This is a genomic window from Mesorhizobium sp. CU3 (assembly GCF_006442965.1).
Lineage (GTDB): Bacteria > Pseudomonadota > Alphaproteobacteria > Rhizobiales > Rhizobiaceae > Mesorhizobium.
Genome location: NZ_VFWX01000009.1, coordinates 123690 through 137878, shown reverse-complemented (window position 1 = coordinate 137878; position 14189 = coordinate 123690). Strand labels below are relative to the sequence as shown.

Below are 14189 nucleotides of genomic sequence, written 5' to 3'. Positions count from 1 at the left end.
GGTTCAATCTTGGTCGGGCCGGGATGCCATCTGATTCCAGTGCTGAAGACGTGATGCGGCGCGCCGGGCTGACCGGCAACACGAAAGTGACGCGCGAGGACTGGATGAGGCTCGCGCTGGAGACGCTGATCTCGGAGGGCGTCGAGGCGGTGCGCGTCCTGGCGCTCGGGCAGAAACTCAGCGTCTCGCGCTCCAGCTTCTACTGGTATTTCAAGAGCCGGCAGGACCTGCTCGACCAGCTCCTGGACCATTGGCGCAACAACAACACGCGTTTCATCGTCGAGCAGGCGGGGCGGCCGGCCGCGACGATCACGCAGGCGGTGCTTAACATCTTCGAATGCTGGCTCGATCAATCACTGTTCGATCCGCGGCTGGATTTCGCCGTGCGCGCCTGGTCGCGCCAATCCGCGAAAGTGCATCGCATCGTCAACGAGGAGGACGATGCGCGGGTCGATGCCATCCGGGCGATGTTCGCCCGGCACGGCTATGCGGACACGGAAGCATTCGTGCGGGCGCGCGTGCTCTATTTCACGCAGATCGGCTACTATTCGCTTCAGATCGTCGAGCCGATGAGCAACCGTCTCTTCCTGACGCCCTCCTACCTGCTCACGCATACGGGCCAGGAACCTCGCGCCGGCGAGGTGGAGGCCTTCGCCGAGAAGACGCTGCGGAAAAGCCGCCGCTAAAGCGCGTCGCGTTGAAACGGTGTCAGGCGACGCGCTTTAGGTCCTTGTTTTTTATGCATGTCGTTCTCCCAAAACCGAGGTCACTTTTGGGCGACATGGATTAGAACGACCGCCGACCATCCTGACATGAATGGGCGAACCGTCGTGCTACGGTGCCATCAGTCCGATGTGTCTCGAATGGCATGAAGAGGAGAATCCACCACGTCCAGGATCAACCGCCGCGCCTTGCTCTTGCGCTCCGGCAGCGCTGCCATCGTTTCAACGGTCGCGACGCCGGCTCTTGCCGGCCAGCCCTTAAGCCGGGATGAACAGCCGCCCGGCGATCTCGATGCGCTGATCGAGGCGCACAAGTCTGCCTATACGGCCTTCGGCACGGCCGTGCGCCAGATTGGCTGCAGCACAAGCGACCAAGCCAGCCGTGTGGAGGAAAGCGCGCTGCTCGCCATCTGCGCCTATCCCGCGACTGGCGAGCACGACCGCCTGGCCAAGGCCCGATATCTGTTGGAGATCGAAGCCCGCGGCGAGCTCGACCTGCCGGAGCACATGCAGGCTCTTCTCCGCTCGACGATGTGGAGAGGATAAGGTCCGCCGCGAGGCGATCGTGTCCATTCACCAAAGCGACATCGTCAAACGGCCGCCATTCACCCCGGAAAGATCGTGAAACCGCCGTCGACGCGGATGACCTGCCCGTTGATGAAGCGCGCGCGCGGACCGGCGAGGAAGGCCACCGCCTCGGCGATCTCTTCCGGCTCGGCATAGCGGTTCAGCGATTTCTTGCTCGAATCCATGCGGTTGGGATCGACCACGCGGGTCGCCTGGAACCGGGCCGTCTTGGTGGCGCCGGGGCTGACCGCATTGATGCGCACGCCGTCGTCGATCAACTCCTTGGCGAGGCAGCGCGTGTAATGCACGACCGCGGCCTTCAATGTCGAATAGACGACCTCGGGCGAGACGCCGAGATGTGCCGCCGCCGAGGCGATGTTGATGACGGAGCCGCCGCCGCGCTGCTTCATGGGCGGCACGAAGGCCTGGCAGACCAGCATCGTGCCGATCAGATTGTTTTCGGTCAGCACGCGGATGTCGTCCAGTTCGATGTCGAGGGCGTTGTTCGGGTTCGGCTTGCCGCCCTTGGCGCCGATGTCGCCGCCGGCGCAATTGACCAGCACATGCACGTCGCCGAGATCGGCCTCGATCTTGCGCTTCATCTCGGCCACCGCCTTCTGGTCGCCGATGTTGCCGGTCACCGAGGTGATCTTCGTGCCATGCCGCTTCAGGCGCTCGACGACTTCGGCCAGATTGGCGACCTCGCCATATTTGGCGGGTGCTGCTTCATCCATGTCGTGGATCGCGACATTGGCGCCGAGCTCCGCCAGGCGCTCGGCCATCACGCGACCAAGGCCTCGGCCGGAGCCGGTTACGAAGGCGGTCAATCCATCGAGTTCACGGGTCGTCATCGCATAGTCTCCATCAAACCAAGGTTGCGCATGTTGGCGGCGCTGCGCCGGATCATGTCGAGCTCATAGGAAACCAGGGAGGCGTCGTCCTGGCGTTCCCAAGGGGTGCGGTAGTCGGCGTCGTCGGGCAGCCGCTTGCGCTGCGCGGCCGCCAAGCAAGCGGCAAACTCGCGCGCCGTCTTTGGCGGATAGCCGTGCCACCAGTCGTCGCTGAGAAAGCGCACATGCCGCGCTTCCAACGCGCCCGGTTCGAGAACGGCGGTCATGCGATCATGGTGTTGGGCCAGGATCGCGAACAGCTCGGCGAACGGCACCGCACCATCGCCGATGGCGCAACGGATCAGCCGGTAGCCTTCGGCGGTGAATTGCACGCGGTAGTCCTTGAGGTGGACATGGCGAACATGAGGCGCGATCCGCCGCGTGAAATCGAGCGGCGCTTCGCCGACCGGAAAGGTGTTGCCAGTGTCGAAGGTGACGCCGACGCTTTCGCCGCCGAGGGCGCAGAAATCGATGAGTTCCTGGCTGGTGAAGTCCTGGTGGTTTTCGATCGCAAGAACATGGCCTTCGGCATTCGCGCGCGGACCCCATTCCTTCAGTCTCGCTCGAATGATGCCGCCGAACTCGCTCCATTTCTCGCCGGCGGCGTTGCGGTCGCCGCAGAGAACCGGCGTCAGCGCCGTCCGGATGATCTTGGCCTTGAGCAGGCGCGCGGCCCGACATGCCTGATCGAGCGGCTCACCGACCAGAAGGCCGCCGCTGACGACCGGTGTGATGCCAAGGCCGGCGAGCCTTTCGCGCAGCGCGATCACCGCGTCGTCGGAGAGCTCCGTCAGCCACGGCACCCAGATCTCCAGCACTCGCGCGCCGAGTTCGGTCGCGAGCGCGATGAAGCCTTCGAGCCCCGCCGGCTTCGGATTGGCGCGCGGCGTGCCGCGGGCCTGCAGGCCGAGATGATAGGTCAGGCCGTATGGGTTCAGGCCGACCTCGAGCATGAAGCGATCCTTCGGTTTTGTGTTCATCGGAGGCCGGCATCCACGGTGATCGACTGCTTGGTGATCATGCGGCTGTCGTCGGCGGCGAGGAACAGCACCATGCGCGCGATCTCCTCGCCCAATAGAACCCGGCGGATCAGTTGGCGCTGCACGACCTGGTCGACCGACGCATCCGTCTTGTACCAAAGCTCCCGTTGCCGGTCGGTCATGACGGCGCCCGGCTCGATGGCGTTGACGCGGATGTTGTCGGGGCCGAACGCTCGCGCCAGCGCGAATGTCAGCCCGACCACGCCGGCCTTGGCCGTCGCATAGGGCGCCATGTCGGCCGCACCGAAACGCCAGGCGATCGAGGAGAAATTGACGATCGACCCGAAGCCCAGTTCCTTCATGTGCGAATGCACGGCCTGGGCGGCAAAGAAGTGGTGCCTCAGGTTCACGTTCTGGGCGTGATCCCAATATTCCTGCGTCACCTCGGCGACCGGATGACGATTGTCGTCGGCGGCGTTGTTGACCAGCGCCGCGACAGGCCCGAGGCGCTCGCGCACCGCGCCGATCGCGGCCTGGAGAGCGGCAATGTCGGTCACGTCACAGCGCATGAACAGGGGCGCGTGCCGCGCCGTGGCGGCGAGTTCGCGCGCGAGTGCGGCGCCGGCATCCTGCTGCAGATCGAGAAACGCAACGCGCGCGCCATTGGCGGCGAAGGCGCGGACCGTGTCGGCGCCGATGCCCGACGCGCCGCCGGTGATCAGCACGACGCGGTCGGCCAGGCTCGGATAGGTGGCAAAGGACAAGGCGGAACTCTTTTCAGGTCAAGTGTTGGGTCGGATCAGCTGTTGGTGTCAGATCAGGCGTTGGGTTGTCGGGTCGAACAGACACGCACGCGCCATGTCGATGCCGAGCGTCACCGTCTCGCCCATGCGTGGCGTGCCGTCGGGATCGAAGCGGCCGGTGATCTCCTTGCCGCCCAGGCGCAGGACCGCCATGGTTTCCGCACCGGTCGGCTCGACCAGTTCGACCAGGGCATCGATTTGCGCGATACCCGGCTTGCGACGCTGAAGATCGGGATCGAACCGGTAGATGTGCTCCGGCCGGATGCCGAGCAAGAGCTGTCGCGGCGTATCGGACGGGAGCGTCTGGACGATCGGCAGGCTGGCCGTTTTGCCATCGGCGGTCTGCAGGGCGACCACGGGACGGCCGCCTTGCTCGCCGAGTTCGGCCGGCAAAAAATTCATCGCCGGCGAACCCATGAAGCCTGCGACGAACATATTGGCCGGACGGTTGTAGATCGCGGCCGGCTCATCGAATTGCTGCACCGCGCCCTGATGCATGACGGCGATGCGTGATGCCAGCGTCATCGCCTCGACCTGATCGTGGGTGACGTAGACCGTCGTCTTGCCGACGCGGTGATGCAGCTTCTTGATTTCGGTACGCATATCGACGCGCAGCTTGGCGTCGAGATTGGAGAGCGGCTCGTCGAACAGGAACAGTTTGGGATCGCGCACCAGCGCCCGGCCCATCGCGACGCGCTGGCGTTGGCCGCCCGAGAGCTGTCCGGGCTTGCGGCCAAGCAGCGGTTCGATCTGCAGCAGAGCCGCAACCCGTTTGACGGCCTCGTCCTGCTGCAGCTTCGGCACGCGGCGGCTTTCCATGCCGAAGGTGATGTTCTCACGCACCGTCATCGTCGGGTAGAGCGCATAGGACTGGAACACCATGGCGATGTCGCGGTCCTTCGGCGCAACCGAATTGACCAGCCGGCCGTCGATGCGGATCTCGCCGGAGGTCACGGTCTCCAGTCCGGCGATCATGGCAAGCAGGGTGGACTTACCGCAGCCGGACGGTCCGACCAGCGCGATGAATTCGCCGTTCTGCGCCTCGAGATCTATGCCCTTCAGCACCTCGACCGCGCCAAAACTCTTGCGCAGGGATCGGATGGTCAATGTCGACATGCGATGGCCTTCCTGCCGCACGCGGCGATCGGCGACATGAAATATACTTCGCTCACTTGATCGCCCCTTGCGTCAGGCCGCGCACGAAATACTTGCCGCCGAAGAGATAGATCAGCAGCGGCGGCAGCGCGCCGATCAGAACGGCGGCGCTCATGACATCGTAGGCGCGCACATTGGTGCCGCTTGCCGTCAGCGCGACGAGGGCGGCGGTGATGGGCTGTTGCTGGCCGGAGGTGAAGACGACACCGAACAGATATTCGTTCCAGATGCCGGTGAACTGCCAGATCACGGTAACGATCAGGATCGGCGAGGAGAGCGGCAGAATGATCTTGCGGAAGATGCGCCAGAAGCCCGCGCCGTCGATGCGAGCCGCTTTGATCAGATCGTCGGGAATGCTGACATAGTAGTTGCGGCAGAACAGGGTGGTGAACGAAATGCCCTGGATGACGTGGATGAGGATGAGCCCATAGGTCGAATTGCTGAGGCCCAGATTGCCGAGGATGAAGGCCCAGGGCATCAACGAAATCTGGCCCGGAATGAAGACGCCGAGCAGCATGCAGGTGAACAGCGCTTCCGAACCCCGAAAACGCCATTTCGACAGGATGTAGCCGTTCATCGCGCCGATCACCGTCGAGATGAATGTCGCCGGGATCGTCATTTTCAGGGAGTTGTAGAAGTTGCGCTGCATGCCCTCGCAGGTGCCGCCGATGCAATAGCTGCTCCAGGCCTGGCCCCAGGCTTCGAGGCGGAAGCTGCGCGGCAGCGAGATCAGCCCGTTGCGCGCGATCTCCTGCTGATCGCGGAACGAATTCAGCACCACGACCAGCAGCGGGATCAAATAGATAGCCGCAAAGACGACCAGCAGCCCATAGATGACCAGGCGGGTGAGGAAATGCCTGCGGGCCGCAACCGCAGCGGCGTGATGATCGAGCGACTGGTCGAGTGCGGTGTCAGCCATGGCCGGCTTCCTTGCGGCGGCGCCAGACAACCCAGAACGAATAGGGCAACAGCACCACGGCAACGGCGGCCAGCATCATGATGGCGGCGGCGGCACCTTCTGCGATCTGGCCGCGCTGGAACATCAGGTCATAGACATAGATGGCGGGGAAGGTGGTCGAAATCCCCGGGCCGCCCTTGGTGAGAGCCGCCACGAGGTCGAAGGTCTTGATGGCGAACTGGATCTGGATGACGGCGACCGCCAGGAAGATCGGCGCGATCGTCGGCAGAAGCACCTTGCGATAGATGCGGAAGGTCGATGCGCCGTCGATCTGCGCGGCCTTGACGAGGTCCTGGTCCACCGAACGCAGACCGGCCAGGAACAGCGCCATGGCAAAGCCGGAGGCCTGCCAGACACCGGTGATGATCACCGCATAGATCGCATAGTGCCGGTCGCTGGCGAGCGCGAAGCTGAAGCTCGTCCAGCCCAATCCGCGCACCATCGCCTGGATGCCGTCGGTCGGATTGTAGAGCCAGCTCCAGACCGTGCCGGTGACGATGAAGGAGACGGCCAGCGGGTAGAGGAAAATGGTGCGCCAGGCCGCTTCGCCGCGTACGCGCTGGTCGATCAGGATCGCCAGCAGCAGTCCCACGGCCATCGAGCCGACGATGTAGAAGCCGCTGAATAAAAAGAGGTTGTCGTAGGCGATGTTCCAGCGCCGGTTGGCCCACAGCGACGCGTAGTTGTCGAGGCCGACAAAGCCGTAGGTCGGCAGCAGCGAGGAATTCGAGAGCGAGATATAGAGCGTCCAGCCGGTGAACACGAAGACGTAGACGAAGCTCGCCACGAGCGAAGGGCCGAGCACCAGCAGGGGCACCGCGGAGCCCAGCCGCTCGCGCCAGGGGCGGGCGGGCGTTTGGGCCGATGGGATCAGCTGGTGATTTGACATTTGGCGCAAGGGGCTGGGAACGCGCGGAACCGGGATGGAGGATGGCCGGGCGCGAATGGAATCCGCGTCCGGCCGTTCCCGTCTATTTCTGCGCTTCTGCCGCGTCGGCCATCGCCTTGGCGCCGTCCTCGGCCGACATGTCGGGCGTCGCGACGAACTCGGTAATGGCGTCCATGATCGCGCCGCGCACCTTCTGCGGGACGGTCATGTTGTGCGCCATCGAGCGGACCAGCGTGCCTTCCTTGATCGAAGCCTGCAGATCTTTCTGCGAGAGCTGCTGGCAGGGATTGAAGCCCTTCGACAGGTCGATATCAAGGCGTGCTGGGATCGAGCCCTTGGCCTGGTTGAAGACCGTCTGGAAGTCGGGCGACAGGATCAGGGTGGCAAGCAGCTTCTGGCCGTCGATATAGTCCTGGTCCTTCTGCTTGAAGAAGACGACCGAGTCCGAGTTGAGGATGAAGCCGGGTTTGCCCCAGTCCGTCGGCGCCTGGGCGCAGACATAGTCGGTGCCTTCCTTGAAGCCGGCGGCGGTCAGGAGGCCGATCGTCCAGTCGCCCATGATGTGGAACGCCGCGTCGCCTTTGCCGACGAGCGCCGACATCGAATCCCAGTCGCGGCCGACCATGCCCGGATCCATGTATTTGGTCGTCATCAGGCGCATCTGCTGGAAGGCCTTGACCATGCCCGGGCTGCGCATGGCTTCGACATCGCCTTCGACGAAGGCCTTGCGATAGAGATCGATGTCCTGGCCGTAGAGCACGACCTCGAACACCGTCGAATCCGTCCAGTCGGCGGTCGAATGCGAGATGCAGATCTTGCCCGAGGCGACGATCTTGTCACAGGCCGCATTGAACTCGGCCCAGGTCTTGGGCATTTCCGTCACGCCGGCGGCCTGCATGACCTTCGGCGAGGCCCAGAGCCAGTTGATGCGGTGGATGTTCATGGGAGCGGCGACCCATTTGCCGGTCGGCTTCATCACCGGGAGCAATTCCGGCGCCACCACTTTCTCCCATCCTTCCGAGGCCGCCAGCTCGTCGAGATCGGCGGTCATGCCGGTTGCGTTCCACTCGGCGATTTCCGGGCCTTTAAGCTGCACTGCGGGCGGCGCATTGCCGGCAATCACGTCGGCGCGCAGCTTGGCCAGCGTGTTGGCCGTGTGGCCGGCGATCGAGGTCTGTTCCCATTTGCCGCCCTTGGCGGTGAACATCTCGCCGAGCTTGGCGATCGCCTGGGCGTCCGATCCGGTCGCCCATTGGTGGAGCAGGTTGGTCTTGGGCTCGGCAAAGGCTACCCCCGCGACAAGGGTGCACGCAACGGTGGCCGCCAAAGCGGTCATGACTGACTTCATCGTTTCACTCCCATATGGTGTTGCACGGTTCGTCTCGACCGCTTATGGCCGCGGTTTGAAGACGCTGCCGGCGAGATGCGTTGATCTCGAGTTTTTTCCAAAATGACATATTGGAGCTATCAGTCAACGATGTTTATGTTGGTTCATGACAAAACCTTCGCTTAGAACCTGGCTGATCGACAGACCGTCCGCGTCGCCGGAGAGCCTGATCGTGCGCTGCCTGAGCGAACGCGGCGCACTCTCCGCGTCGCAGATCACGCGCCACACCGGTCTGGCGCGGTCGACGGTGTCAACTGCGCTCAACGGCTTGAAAAAATCGGGGATGGTGATCGAAGCCCCGGCCAGCCGCGATGGCGTCAGAGCCATCGGCAGGCCGGCCGCGGCGGTGACGCTCAATCCGACAGCGGGCACCTGCGTCGGAATTCACCTGGCTCTTCAGCAGATAAGGCTGATCGTCGCCGATGTCTCGCATTCCGTCATTGCCGAACAAACTATTCCCATGCCTCTGGACTACCAGCCGCAACAGGCGGCCCAGATGGTCAAATCGGCAATTGCCCAATCCTACAAGGAAAACGGTCTGCGGGCGGCGGGGCTCCTGGGGGTTGGGGTCTCCGTCTCCGGCCCTGTCAGCCGCGACGGCGTGGTGCTGCGTGCGAGCATGGTTCCAACATGGGCCGGCGTCAACATACGAGATGTGTTCGGACCTGTCCTGGAACTGCCAATCTTCGCCGACAACGAGAGCAACTGCTCGGCCGTTGCGGAGATGATGTGGGGTGCGGCCGTCGGCCAAGACGATTTCGTGCTGTTCAAGATCGATCTGGGCGTCGGCGGGGCCATCGTCCAGGGTGGACGGCTGGTGACGGGCATCGCCGGCGGCGCCGGCGAATTCGGGCATATCAGCATCGATCCCGGCGGCGATCTTTGCCGGTGCGGCAATCGCGGATGCCTGGAACTCTATGCGAGTTTTGTACGGCCGCTGGAACAGATTTCGCGCATCGTGCGTCGCGAGGTCACCATGGACGATGTCATCGCCATGGCCGAGCAGGGCGATGTCAGGGCGTTGCGGATGATCGAGGATACCGCCGAGATCGCCGGCCGGGGGCTCGGCCTGATCGGCTCGGTGCTCAATCCGCCGCTCATCATCATCGGCGGTCAGATGGCCTTGGCGGGCGACATTCTGCTGACGCCGCTGATCGCGTCCTATGAACGCCATACGCTCATCAAGTCGCGCGATGTCGCTCCGGCCCTGCGCACGCGCATAATCGTCGGCAAGCACACCGAGAACGATGCCTTGCTGGGCGCCGTCGGCCTCGTGCTGAGACACCAGACGAAAGGTTTGTCGGTCGGCTGATCGCCTCATAGACGGGGCGGAACAGGTTTTCACCGACCGCGACGCTCGGATACTCAAGGCCGCGCGATGGCAGGTGGCTGCAACAAGGCGCACTGGGGCAAGCCAGCCGCGCTCGGCGCTTGGTCGACGGCTTCCTGCAAGAGAACGGCGTCATCTCGCGCAACATGGGCGACGCCATCGCCTTCTGTCCGCCGCTGATCATCACCGAGGCGCAGATCGACGCGCTGGTCGACGCCTTCGAGCGCTCGCTCGACGCGGCACTGCCACAGGTCTTGCGCTGATACCTCGGCAGCATGGTTTACGATGGCCAGTTCCGGCGGGGACTCGTCACCGCAGGAGGATGGACGAGTGGTTCTCGGCTAAATGCTGGGCAGCCATGACCCTGGCCCGTTCAAGAAAGCGACTCATTCCGGCCGCCATTCCCTCCTCGGCAATGCGGTCGGCGGCCCAACCGACATAGGTCAAGCTGCGAAGCACCATGAAGAGCGGCAGAAGATCAAGATCGGGTGGTGGCCTTACGCTCGCGTAACCCTCGATCAGGGCGTCCCGGAGACGCGGATAGTCGGCTTCCTCCTTGTTGGCCAGCAAAGTCGTCGCGAGGTCGAAGACGCGGTATCCGAAGCCGCAATCGTCGAAGTCGATGAAGCGAACCGAACCTTGGTGCAGCAGGATGTTCTCACGTACGAGATCGGCATGGATAAGGCCGCAATCGGCATCGCGCGCGATCAGCTCGAGACGAGCGAATTCGCGGATTGATTCGAACATGTCCCGGTCTTTTGCCGACAGGTTCGGTGCGTTCCAGAAAGGTCCCCACAAGGGAGCTTCACCGACTAGCCCGTCGAGATCCCAACTGGGGCGGCGAAAATCTGCAGGTTGCGTCCAGCGGTCTGAATGAAGATGCAACTCGGCCAATGTCCGTCCGATCGCATGAAACGTCTTTAGTCGTCGCGTGGCCCCCGTAAGCGTCAGCGGGACCGCCGCTTGGCCGCTCGGTAAATACGCAGCGCAGTTCAACTTCACACGGCGGTATTGCTATTCCAAAAGTGGAACATAATTCCAATTAACACCTCGCGACTCCATCGGCCACGCCGGTTGGGTCGGCTCACCAAAGCGACGGAGAGGATCATGGAGTGCAAGCCGAGATGACGGTTACTTGGGAACTCCGCGACAGGATCGCGGTGATCATCATCGCCAATCCTCCAGTCAATGCACTTGGAAAGGCCGTTCGCGAGAGGTTGGCGACGCTTGTCCATGATCTCGATGCCGATACTTCGATAGACGCCGTTGTTCTGGCCGGCGCTGGAAAGCTTTTCGTCGGTGGCGCCGACATTACCGAGTTCGATGGTCCGGTCGAGGCGCCTTTGCCCGAGTTGATCGCGGCGATCGAAGGGAGCGCCAAACCTTGGGTCGCTGCCATTCATGGCGTCGCGCTTGGCGGTGGATTAGAGCTTGCGCTGGGGTGCCGGTTTCGCGTTGCCGCGCCCGGCGCGACGCTTGGGCTGCCGGAGGTCAATCTCGGACTCATTCCAGGGGCAGGCGGCACCCAGCGCCTTCCACGGCTTATCGGTACCGAAACCGCCGTCGCCGTCGCCGTCGAAAAGCTCACACTAGATACGTTCAGGGCAATGAAAGTCGGCCTCGTGGACCGGGTCATCGATGGGCCGCTGGTAGACGGTGCTGTGAGCTTCGCAAAAGAAGCCCTTGCGCGGCCCCTTCCGCCACCGGCCTCGGCACGGAATGCTGCGGCGGTTGACTGGGATGCTGCCGATGCCCGCATCCGCAAGGCAGCAAAGGGCCTCTCGGCGCCTCCCGCCGCCTTGGCGGCTCTCCGCCACGGTATAGAGCACGGGTTCGCTGCGGGAATTGCCTTGGAACGCGAGACATTTCTGCGGCTCAGGGCGAGTGAGGAATCGGCCGCCCTGAGACACTTGTTTTTCGCCGAGCGCGCCGCGCCACGACCTGCGGATTTGCGTCAGGTCAGCCCAAAACCGATTGCAAAGGTCGGCGTCGTCGGTGGGGGGACAATGGGCAGCGGTATCGCCGCGGCGCTGCGCGGGGCGGGACTGGCCGTCACTTTGTCGGAACGCGATGAGGACGCGCTCGCGCGTGGCATGGCCACTCTCAGCGGCATCTTCGATGCGGCCGTGAAGCGCGGCCTGGTCTCCGTCGCGGAGACGACCGAGAGGTTTGCCGGTGTCGATGGCAAGGTAGGCCTCGAGAGTCTGAGAGATTGTGATCTGGTCATTGAAGCGGTGTTCGAGGATTTGGCCGTCAAGCAGGATGTTTTTGCCGAGCTTGGCCGAATCTGCCGCCCCGACGCTATCCTTGCGACCAACACGTCCTACATCGATCCGCGCGAAATCGCTCGGTCGCTGCAAAATCCTGGCCGCTTCCTCGGGCTCCATTTCTTCAGCCCCGCGCAGGTCATGAAACTGCTGGAAATCATACCGACGCCGGACACCACTCCCGAGACACTTGCGACAGCCTTCGATCTGGCCCGGCGGCTCGGCAAGGTGCCGGTGCGATCCGGTATCTGTGACGGCTTCATCGGCAACCGCATCCTGCGCCGCTATCGTGGCGAGGCCGAAATACTGGTCAGGCAAGGGCTTTCGGTCGCGGCCATCGACTCGGCCATGCGGGCGTTCGGTTTTGCCATGGGGCCGTTCGAAGTGCAGGACCTTTCCGGTCTGGACATCTCCTTCATGCAGCGCGAGGCGGCGCGAGCGCGCGGCGAGGAGGTTGCGATCCAACCGGGTGACCTGCTGGTCCGTGCCGGGCGAAAAGGCCAGAAGACCGGTGGCGGTTGGTACGATTACGTTGCCGGTGACCGAACTCCCAGACCCTCTGATACGGCCGCAAAGATCATCGCGCCCCTGGTGCAGGGTCAAGGCGACCTGGCCGCCGACAAGATAGCCGAACGTCTGGTAGGCGCCATGGCGGCGGAGGGCGAGGCGATTTTGGCGGAAGGCATAGCAGCTAGCCCCGCCGATATCGACCTGGTCGAGGTCCATGGCTACGGCTTTCCCCGGTCAAAAGGGGGACCAATGTTCCTTACGGCAAGAAAGGCTTCCAGCACATGAGCGCCTACCCGGATACGCAACTCTTCATCGACGGCAGATGGCGTCCGGCAGAGGGCGGGCGCACCCTCCCGGTGATCGACCCTGCCACCGGCCAGACCATCGGCCATGCCGCCCATGCCAGCTTGGCCGACCTGGACGAAGCGCTGCAGGCCGCGGAGCGAGGTTTTACGATCTGGCGCAATACCTCCGCCTTCGACCGCTCCCGGATCATGCGCAAGGCCGCCGACCTGCTTCGCCAGCGGGTCGACACCATCGCGGTGACGATGACCCAGGAAAATGGCAAGCCGCTCGCGCAGTCGCGCACCGAGACCCTGGCGGCCGCCGACATCATCGACTGGTTCGCTTCCGAGGCGCAGCGGACATACGGCCAGGTCATCCCAGCCCGAGCAGCCGACGTGTTGCAGGTCACCCCTGAAGCTGCCCGTCGGGCCGGTGGCGGCGTTCACACCATGGAACTTTCCCATCAATCAGGTCGTGCGAAAATTGTCCGCCGCGCTGGCAGCGGGATGCTCGATCATCGTCAAGGTGCCGTCGGAAACGCCTGCCTCGCCTGCGGCCCTGATCGCGGCCTTCGCCGACGCCGGCCTTCCGGCAGGCACCCTCAATCTGGTCAGCGGCGATTCCGCCACGATCTCGGCCCACCTCATTCCTCATCCGGTGATCCGCAAGATCAGCTTCACCGGCTCCACCCCGATCGGCAAGGAATTGGCCTCGCTTGCCGGCCTCCACATGAAACGCGCCACGATGGAGCTTGGCGGCCATGCGCCTGTCATCGTTGCCGAGGACGCGGATCTCGACGTGGCGCTGAAGACGATCGTCCCGCATAAGTATCGCAATGCCGGGCAGGTCTGCGTGTCACCAACCCGCTTCCTGGTGCAGAATGGCATCGCCGGCGAGTTCACCGAACGCTTCACCGAGGCTGCGTCGGCTATTCGCGTCGGCAACGGCCTCGATCCCGCCACCGAAATGGGGCCGCTCATCAATGCGCGCCGGGTCGCCGCCGTCGAGGAACTTGTCTAGGATGCGGTCGCGCAAGGCGCACGGCTGACAACCGGCGGGCATGGAATTGGCAATGAGGGGTATTTTTACGCCCCGACGGTGCTTGCCGACGTACCGCTCACCGCGCGCATTATGAACGAGGAGCCTTTCGGGCCTGTGGCCATCATCAACCGGTTTGGGTCGCTCGACGAGGCGATCGTCGAAGCAAACCGCCTGCCGTTCGGGCTCGCCGCCTATGCTTACTCGCGCGACAGCGCTACGGCGACCCGCCTCGGCGCCGAAGTCGAGACAGGCATGCTGGCGATCAATCATGTTGGCATCGCGCTGCCTGAAGTGCCGTTTGGCGGGATCAAGGATTCGGGCCATGGCACCGAAGGAGGCTCGGAAGCAATCGAAGCCTATCTCGAGACCCGCTTCGTCACCCGCAAAGGATAGATTTGCGAACCC

General features: G+C 63.7%; 13 protein-coding genes and 1 pseudogene. 6 read left to right on the top strand and 8 right to left on the bottom strand.

The genetic code is table 11. The features are described from left to right. The first annotated feature begins 23 nt into the window (after positions 1–23). Together FJ988_RS15720 and FJ988_RS15715 are read left to right on the top strand one after the other, a co-directional pair. Positions 24–686, top strand: coding sequence for a TetR/AcrR family transcriptional regulator (locus tag FJ988_RS15720; protein ID WP_140819224.1), 663 nt, complete (start codon positions 24–26; stop codon positions 684–686). Between the two features lie 225 nt (positions 687–911). Beyond that, positions 912–1268: a hypothetical protein gene (locus FJ988_RS15715; RefSeq protein ID WP_246688563.1), complete on the top strand. Its 357-nt coding sequence runs from the start codon at positions 912–914 to the stop codon at positions 1266–1268. Between the two features lie 59 nt (positions 1269–1327). Here the strand turns inward: FJ988_RS15715 and FJ988_RS15710 are convergent, their stop codons facing one another. The 7 genes from FJ988_RS15710 to FJ988_RS15680 all read right to left on the bottom strand — a co-directional run bounded on the left by FJ988_RS15710 (position 1328) and on the right by FJ988_RS15680 (position 8312). Continuing rightward, positions 1328–2140: an SDR family NAD(P)-dependent oxidoreductase gene (locus FJ988_RS15710; RefSeq protein ID WP_140819220.1), complete on the bottom strand. Its 813-nt coding sequence runs from the start codon at positions 2138–2140 to the stop codon at positions 1328–1330. Continuing rightward, positions 2137–3159, bottom strand: coding sequence for a sugar phosphate isomerase/epimerase (locus FJ988_RS15705; protein WP_246688562.1), 1023 nt, complete (start codon positions 3157–3159; stop codon positions 2137–2139). The genes FJ988_RS15710 and FJ988_RS15705 overlap by 4 nt, the downstream gene beginning before the upstream one ends. Then, positions 3156–3923 carry an SDR family NAD(P)-dependent oxidoreductase gene (locus FJ988_RS15700; RefSeq protein ID WP_140819218.1) on the bottom strand — a complete coding sequence of 256 codons (768 nt, stop codon included), beginning with the start codon at positions 3921–3923 and terminating at the stop codon, positions 3156–3158. The genes FJ988_RS15705 and FJ988_RS15700 overlap by 4 nt, the downstream gene beginning before the upstream one ends. A 48-nt stretch (positions 3924–3971) precedes the next feature. Further along, on the bottom strand, positions 3972–5078 hold the full coding sequence (locus tag FJ988_RS15695) for an ABC transporter ATP-binding protein (RefSeq protein ID WP_140819216.1): 1107 nt from the start codon (positions 5076–5078) through the stop codon (positions 3972–3974). Between the two features lie 52 nt (positions 5079–5130). Next, positions 5131–6036 (bottom strand): carbohydrate ABC transporter permease, encoded by a 906-nt coding sequence (locus FJ988_RS15690; protein ID WP_140819213.1) that lies wholly within the window; start codon positions 6034–6036, stop codon positions 5131–5133. Next, positions 6029–6964, bottom strand: coding sequence for a carbohydrate ABC transporter permease (locus FJ988_RS15685; RefSeq protein WP_140819211.1), 936 nt, complete (start codon positions 6962–6964; stop codon positions 6029–6031). The genes FJ988_RS15690 and FJ988_RS15685 overlap by 8 nt, the downstream gene beginning before the upstream one ends. Positions 6965–7046: 82 nt before the next feature. Further along, the gene (locus FJ988_RS15680) at positions 7047–8312 is read right to left on the bottom strand and encodes an ABC transporter substrate-binding protein (protein ID WP_140819209.1); all 1266 of its coding nucleotides are present in this window, start codon (positions 8310–8312) and stop codon (positions 7047–7049) included. 145 nt (positions 8313–8457) lie between these two features. Between FJ988_RS15680 and FJ988_RS15675 the strand changes: the two genes are divergently transcribed. After that, positions 8458–9663, top strand: coding sequence for an ROK family transcriptional regulator (locus FJ988_RS15675; RefSeq protein WP_140819207.1), 1206 nt, complete (start codon positions 8458–8460; stop codon positions 9661–9663). A 119-nt stretch (positions 9664–9782) separates the two neighbouring features. After that, the gene (locus FJ988_RS15670) at positions 9783–9944 is read left to right on the top strand and encodes a hypothetical protein (protein WP_407067728.1); all 162 of its coding nucleotides are present in this window, start codon (positions 9783–9785) and stop codon (positions 9942–9944) included. Between the two features lie 46 nt (positions 9945–9990). Here the strand turns inward: FJ988_RS15670 and FJ988_RS15665 are convergent, their stop codons facing one another. Further along, a complete protein-coding gene (locus tag FJ988_RS15665) occupies positions 9991–10683 on the bottom strand; it encodes a phosphotransferase enzyme family protein (protein WP_140819205.1) in 693 nt (230 codons plus the stop codon). 110 nt (positions 10684–10793) lie between these two features. Between FJ988_RS15665 and FJ988_RS15660 the strand changes: the two genes are divergently transcribed. Together FJ988_RS15660 and FJ988_RS15655 are read left to right on the top strand one after the other, a co-directional pair. Continuing rightward, complete coding sequence (locus tag FJ988_RS15660) at positions 10794–12743, top strand: 3-hydroxyacyl-CoA dehydrogenase NAD-binding domain-containing protein (protein ID WP_246688561.1); 1950 nt, start codon at positions 10794–10796, stop codon at positions 12741–12743. Then, a pseudogene (locus FJ988_RS15655) lies at positions 12740–14177 on the top strand (NAD-dependent succinate-semialdehyde dehydrogenase). The gene FJ988_RS15660 and the pseudogene FJ988_RS15655 overlap by 4 nt, the downstream one beginning before the upstream one ends. Positions 14178–14189 lie beyond the last annotated feature (12 nt).

Coding starts and splice junctions, on each gene's coding strand:
- FJ988_RS15685 (WP_140819211.1), bottom strand. CDS start 6,964: ATGTCAAATCACCAGCTGATCCCATCGGCCCAAACGCCCGCCCGCCCC.
- FJ988_RS15680 (WP_140819209.1), bottom strand. CDS start 8,312: ATGAAGTCAGTCATGACCGCTTTGGCGGCCACCGTTGCGTGCACCCTT.
- FJ988_RS15675 (WP_140819207.1), top strand. CDS start 8,458: ATGACAAAACCTTCGCTTAGAACCTGGCTGATCGACAGACCGTCCGCG.
- FJ988_RS15720 (WP_140819224.1), top strand. CDS start 24: ATGCCATCTGATTCCAGTGCTGAAGACGTGATGCGGCGCGCCGGGCTG.
- FJ988_RS15705 (WP_246688562.1), bottom strand. CDS start 3,159: ATGAACACAAAACCGAAGGATCGCTTCATGCTCGAGGTCGGCCTGAAC.
- FJ988_RS15690 (WP_140819213.1), bottom strand. CDS start 6,036: ATGGCTGACACCGCACTCGACCAGTCGCTCGATCATCACGCCGCTGCG.
- FJ988_RS15710 (WP_140819220.1), bottom strand. CDS start 2,140: ATGACGACCCGTGAACTCGATGGATTGACCGCCTTCGTAACCGGCTCC.
- FJ988_RS15695 (WP_140819216.1), bottom strand. CDS start 5,078: ATGTCGACATTGACCATCCGATCCCTGCGCAAGAGTTTTGGCGCGGTC.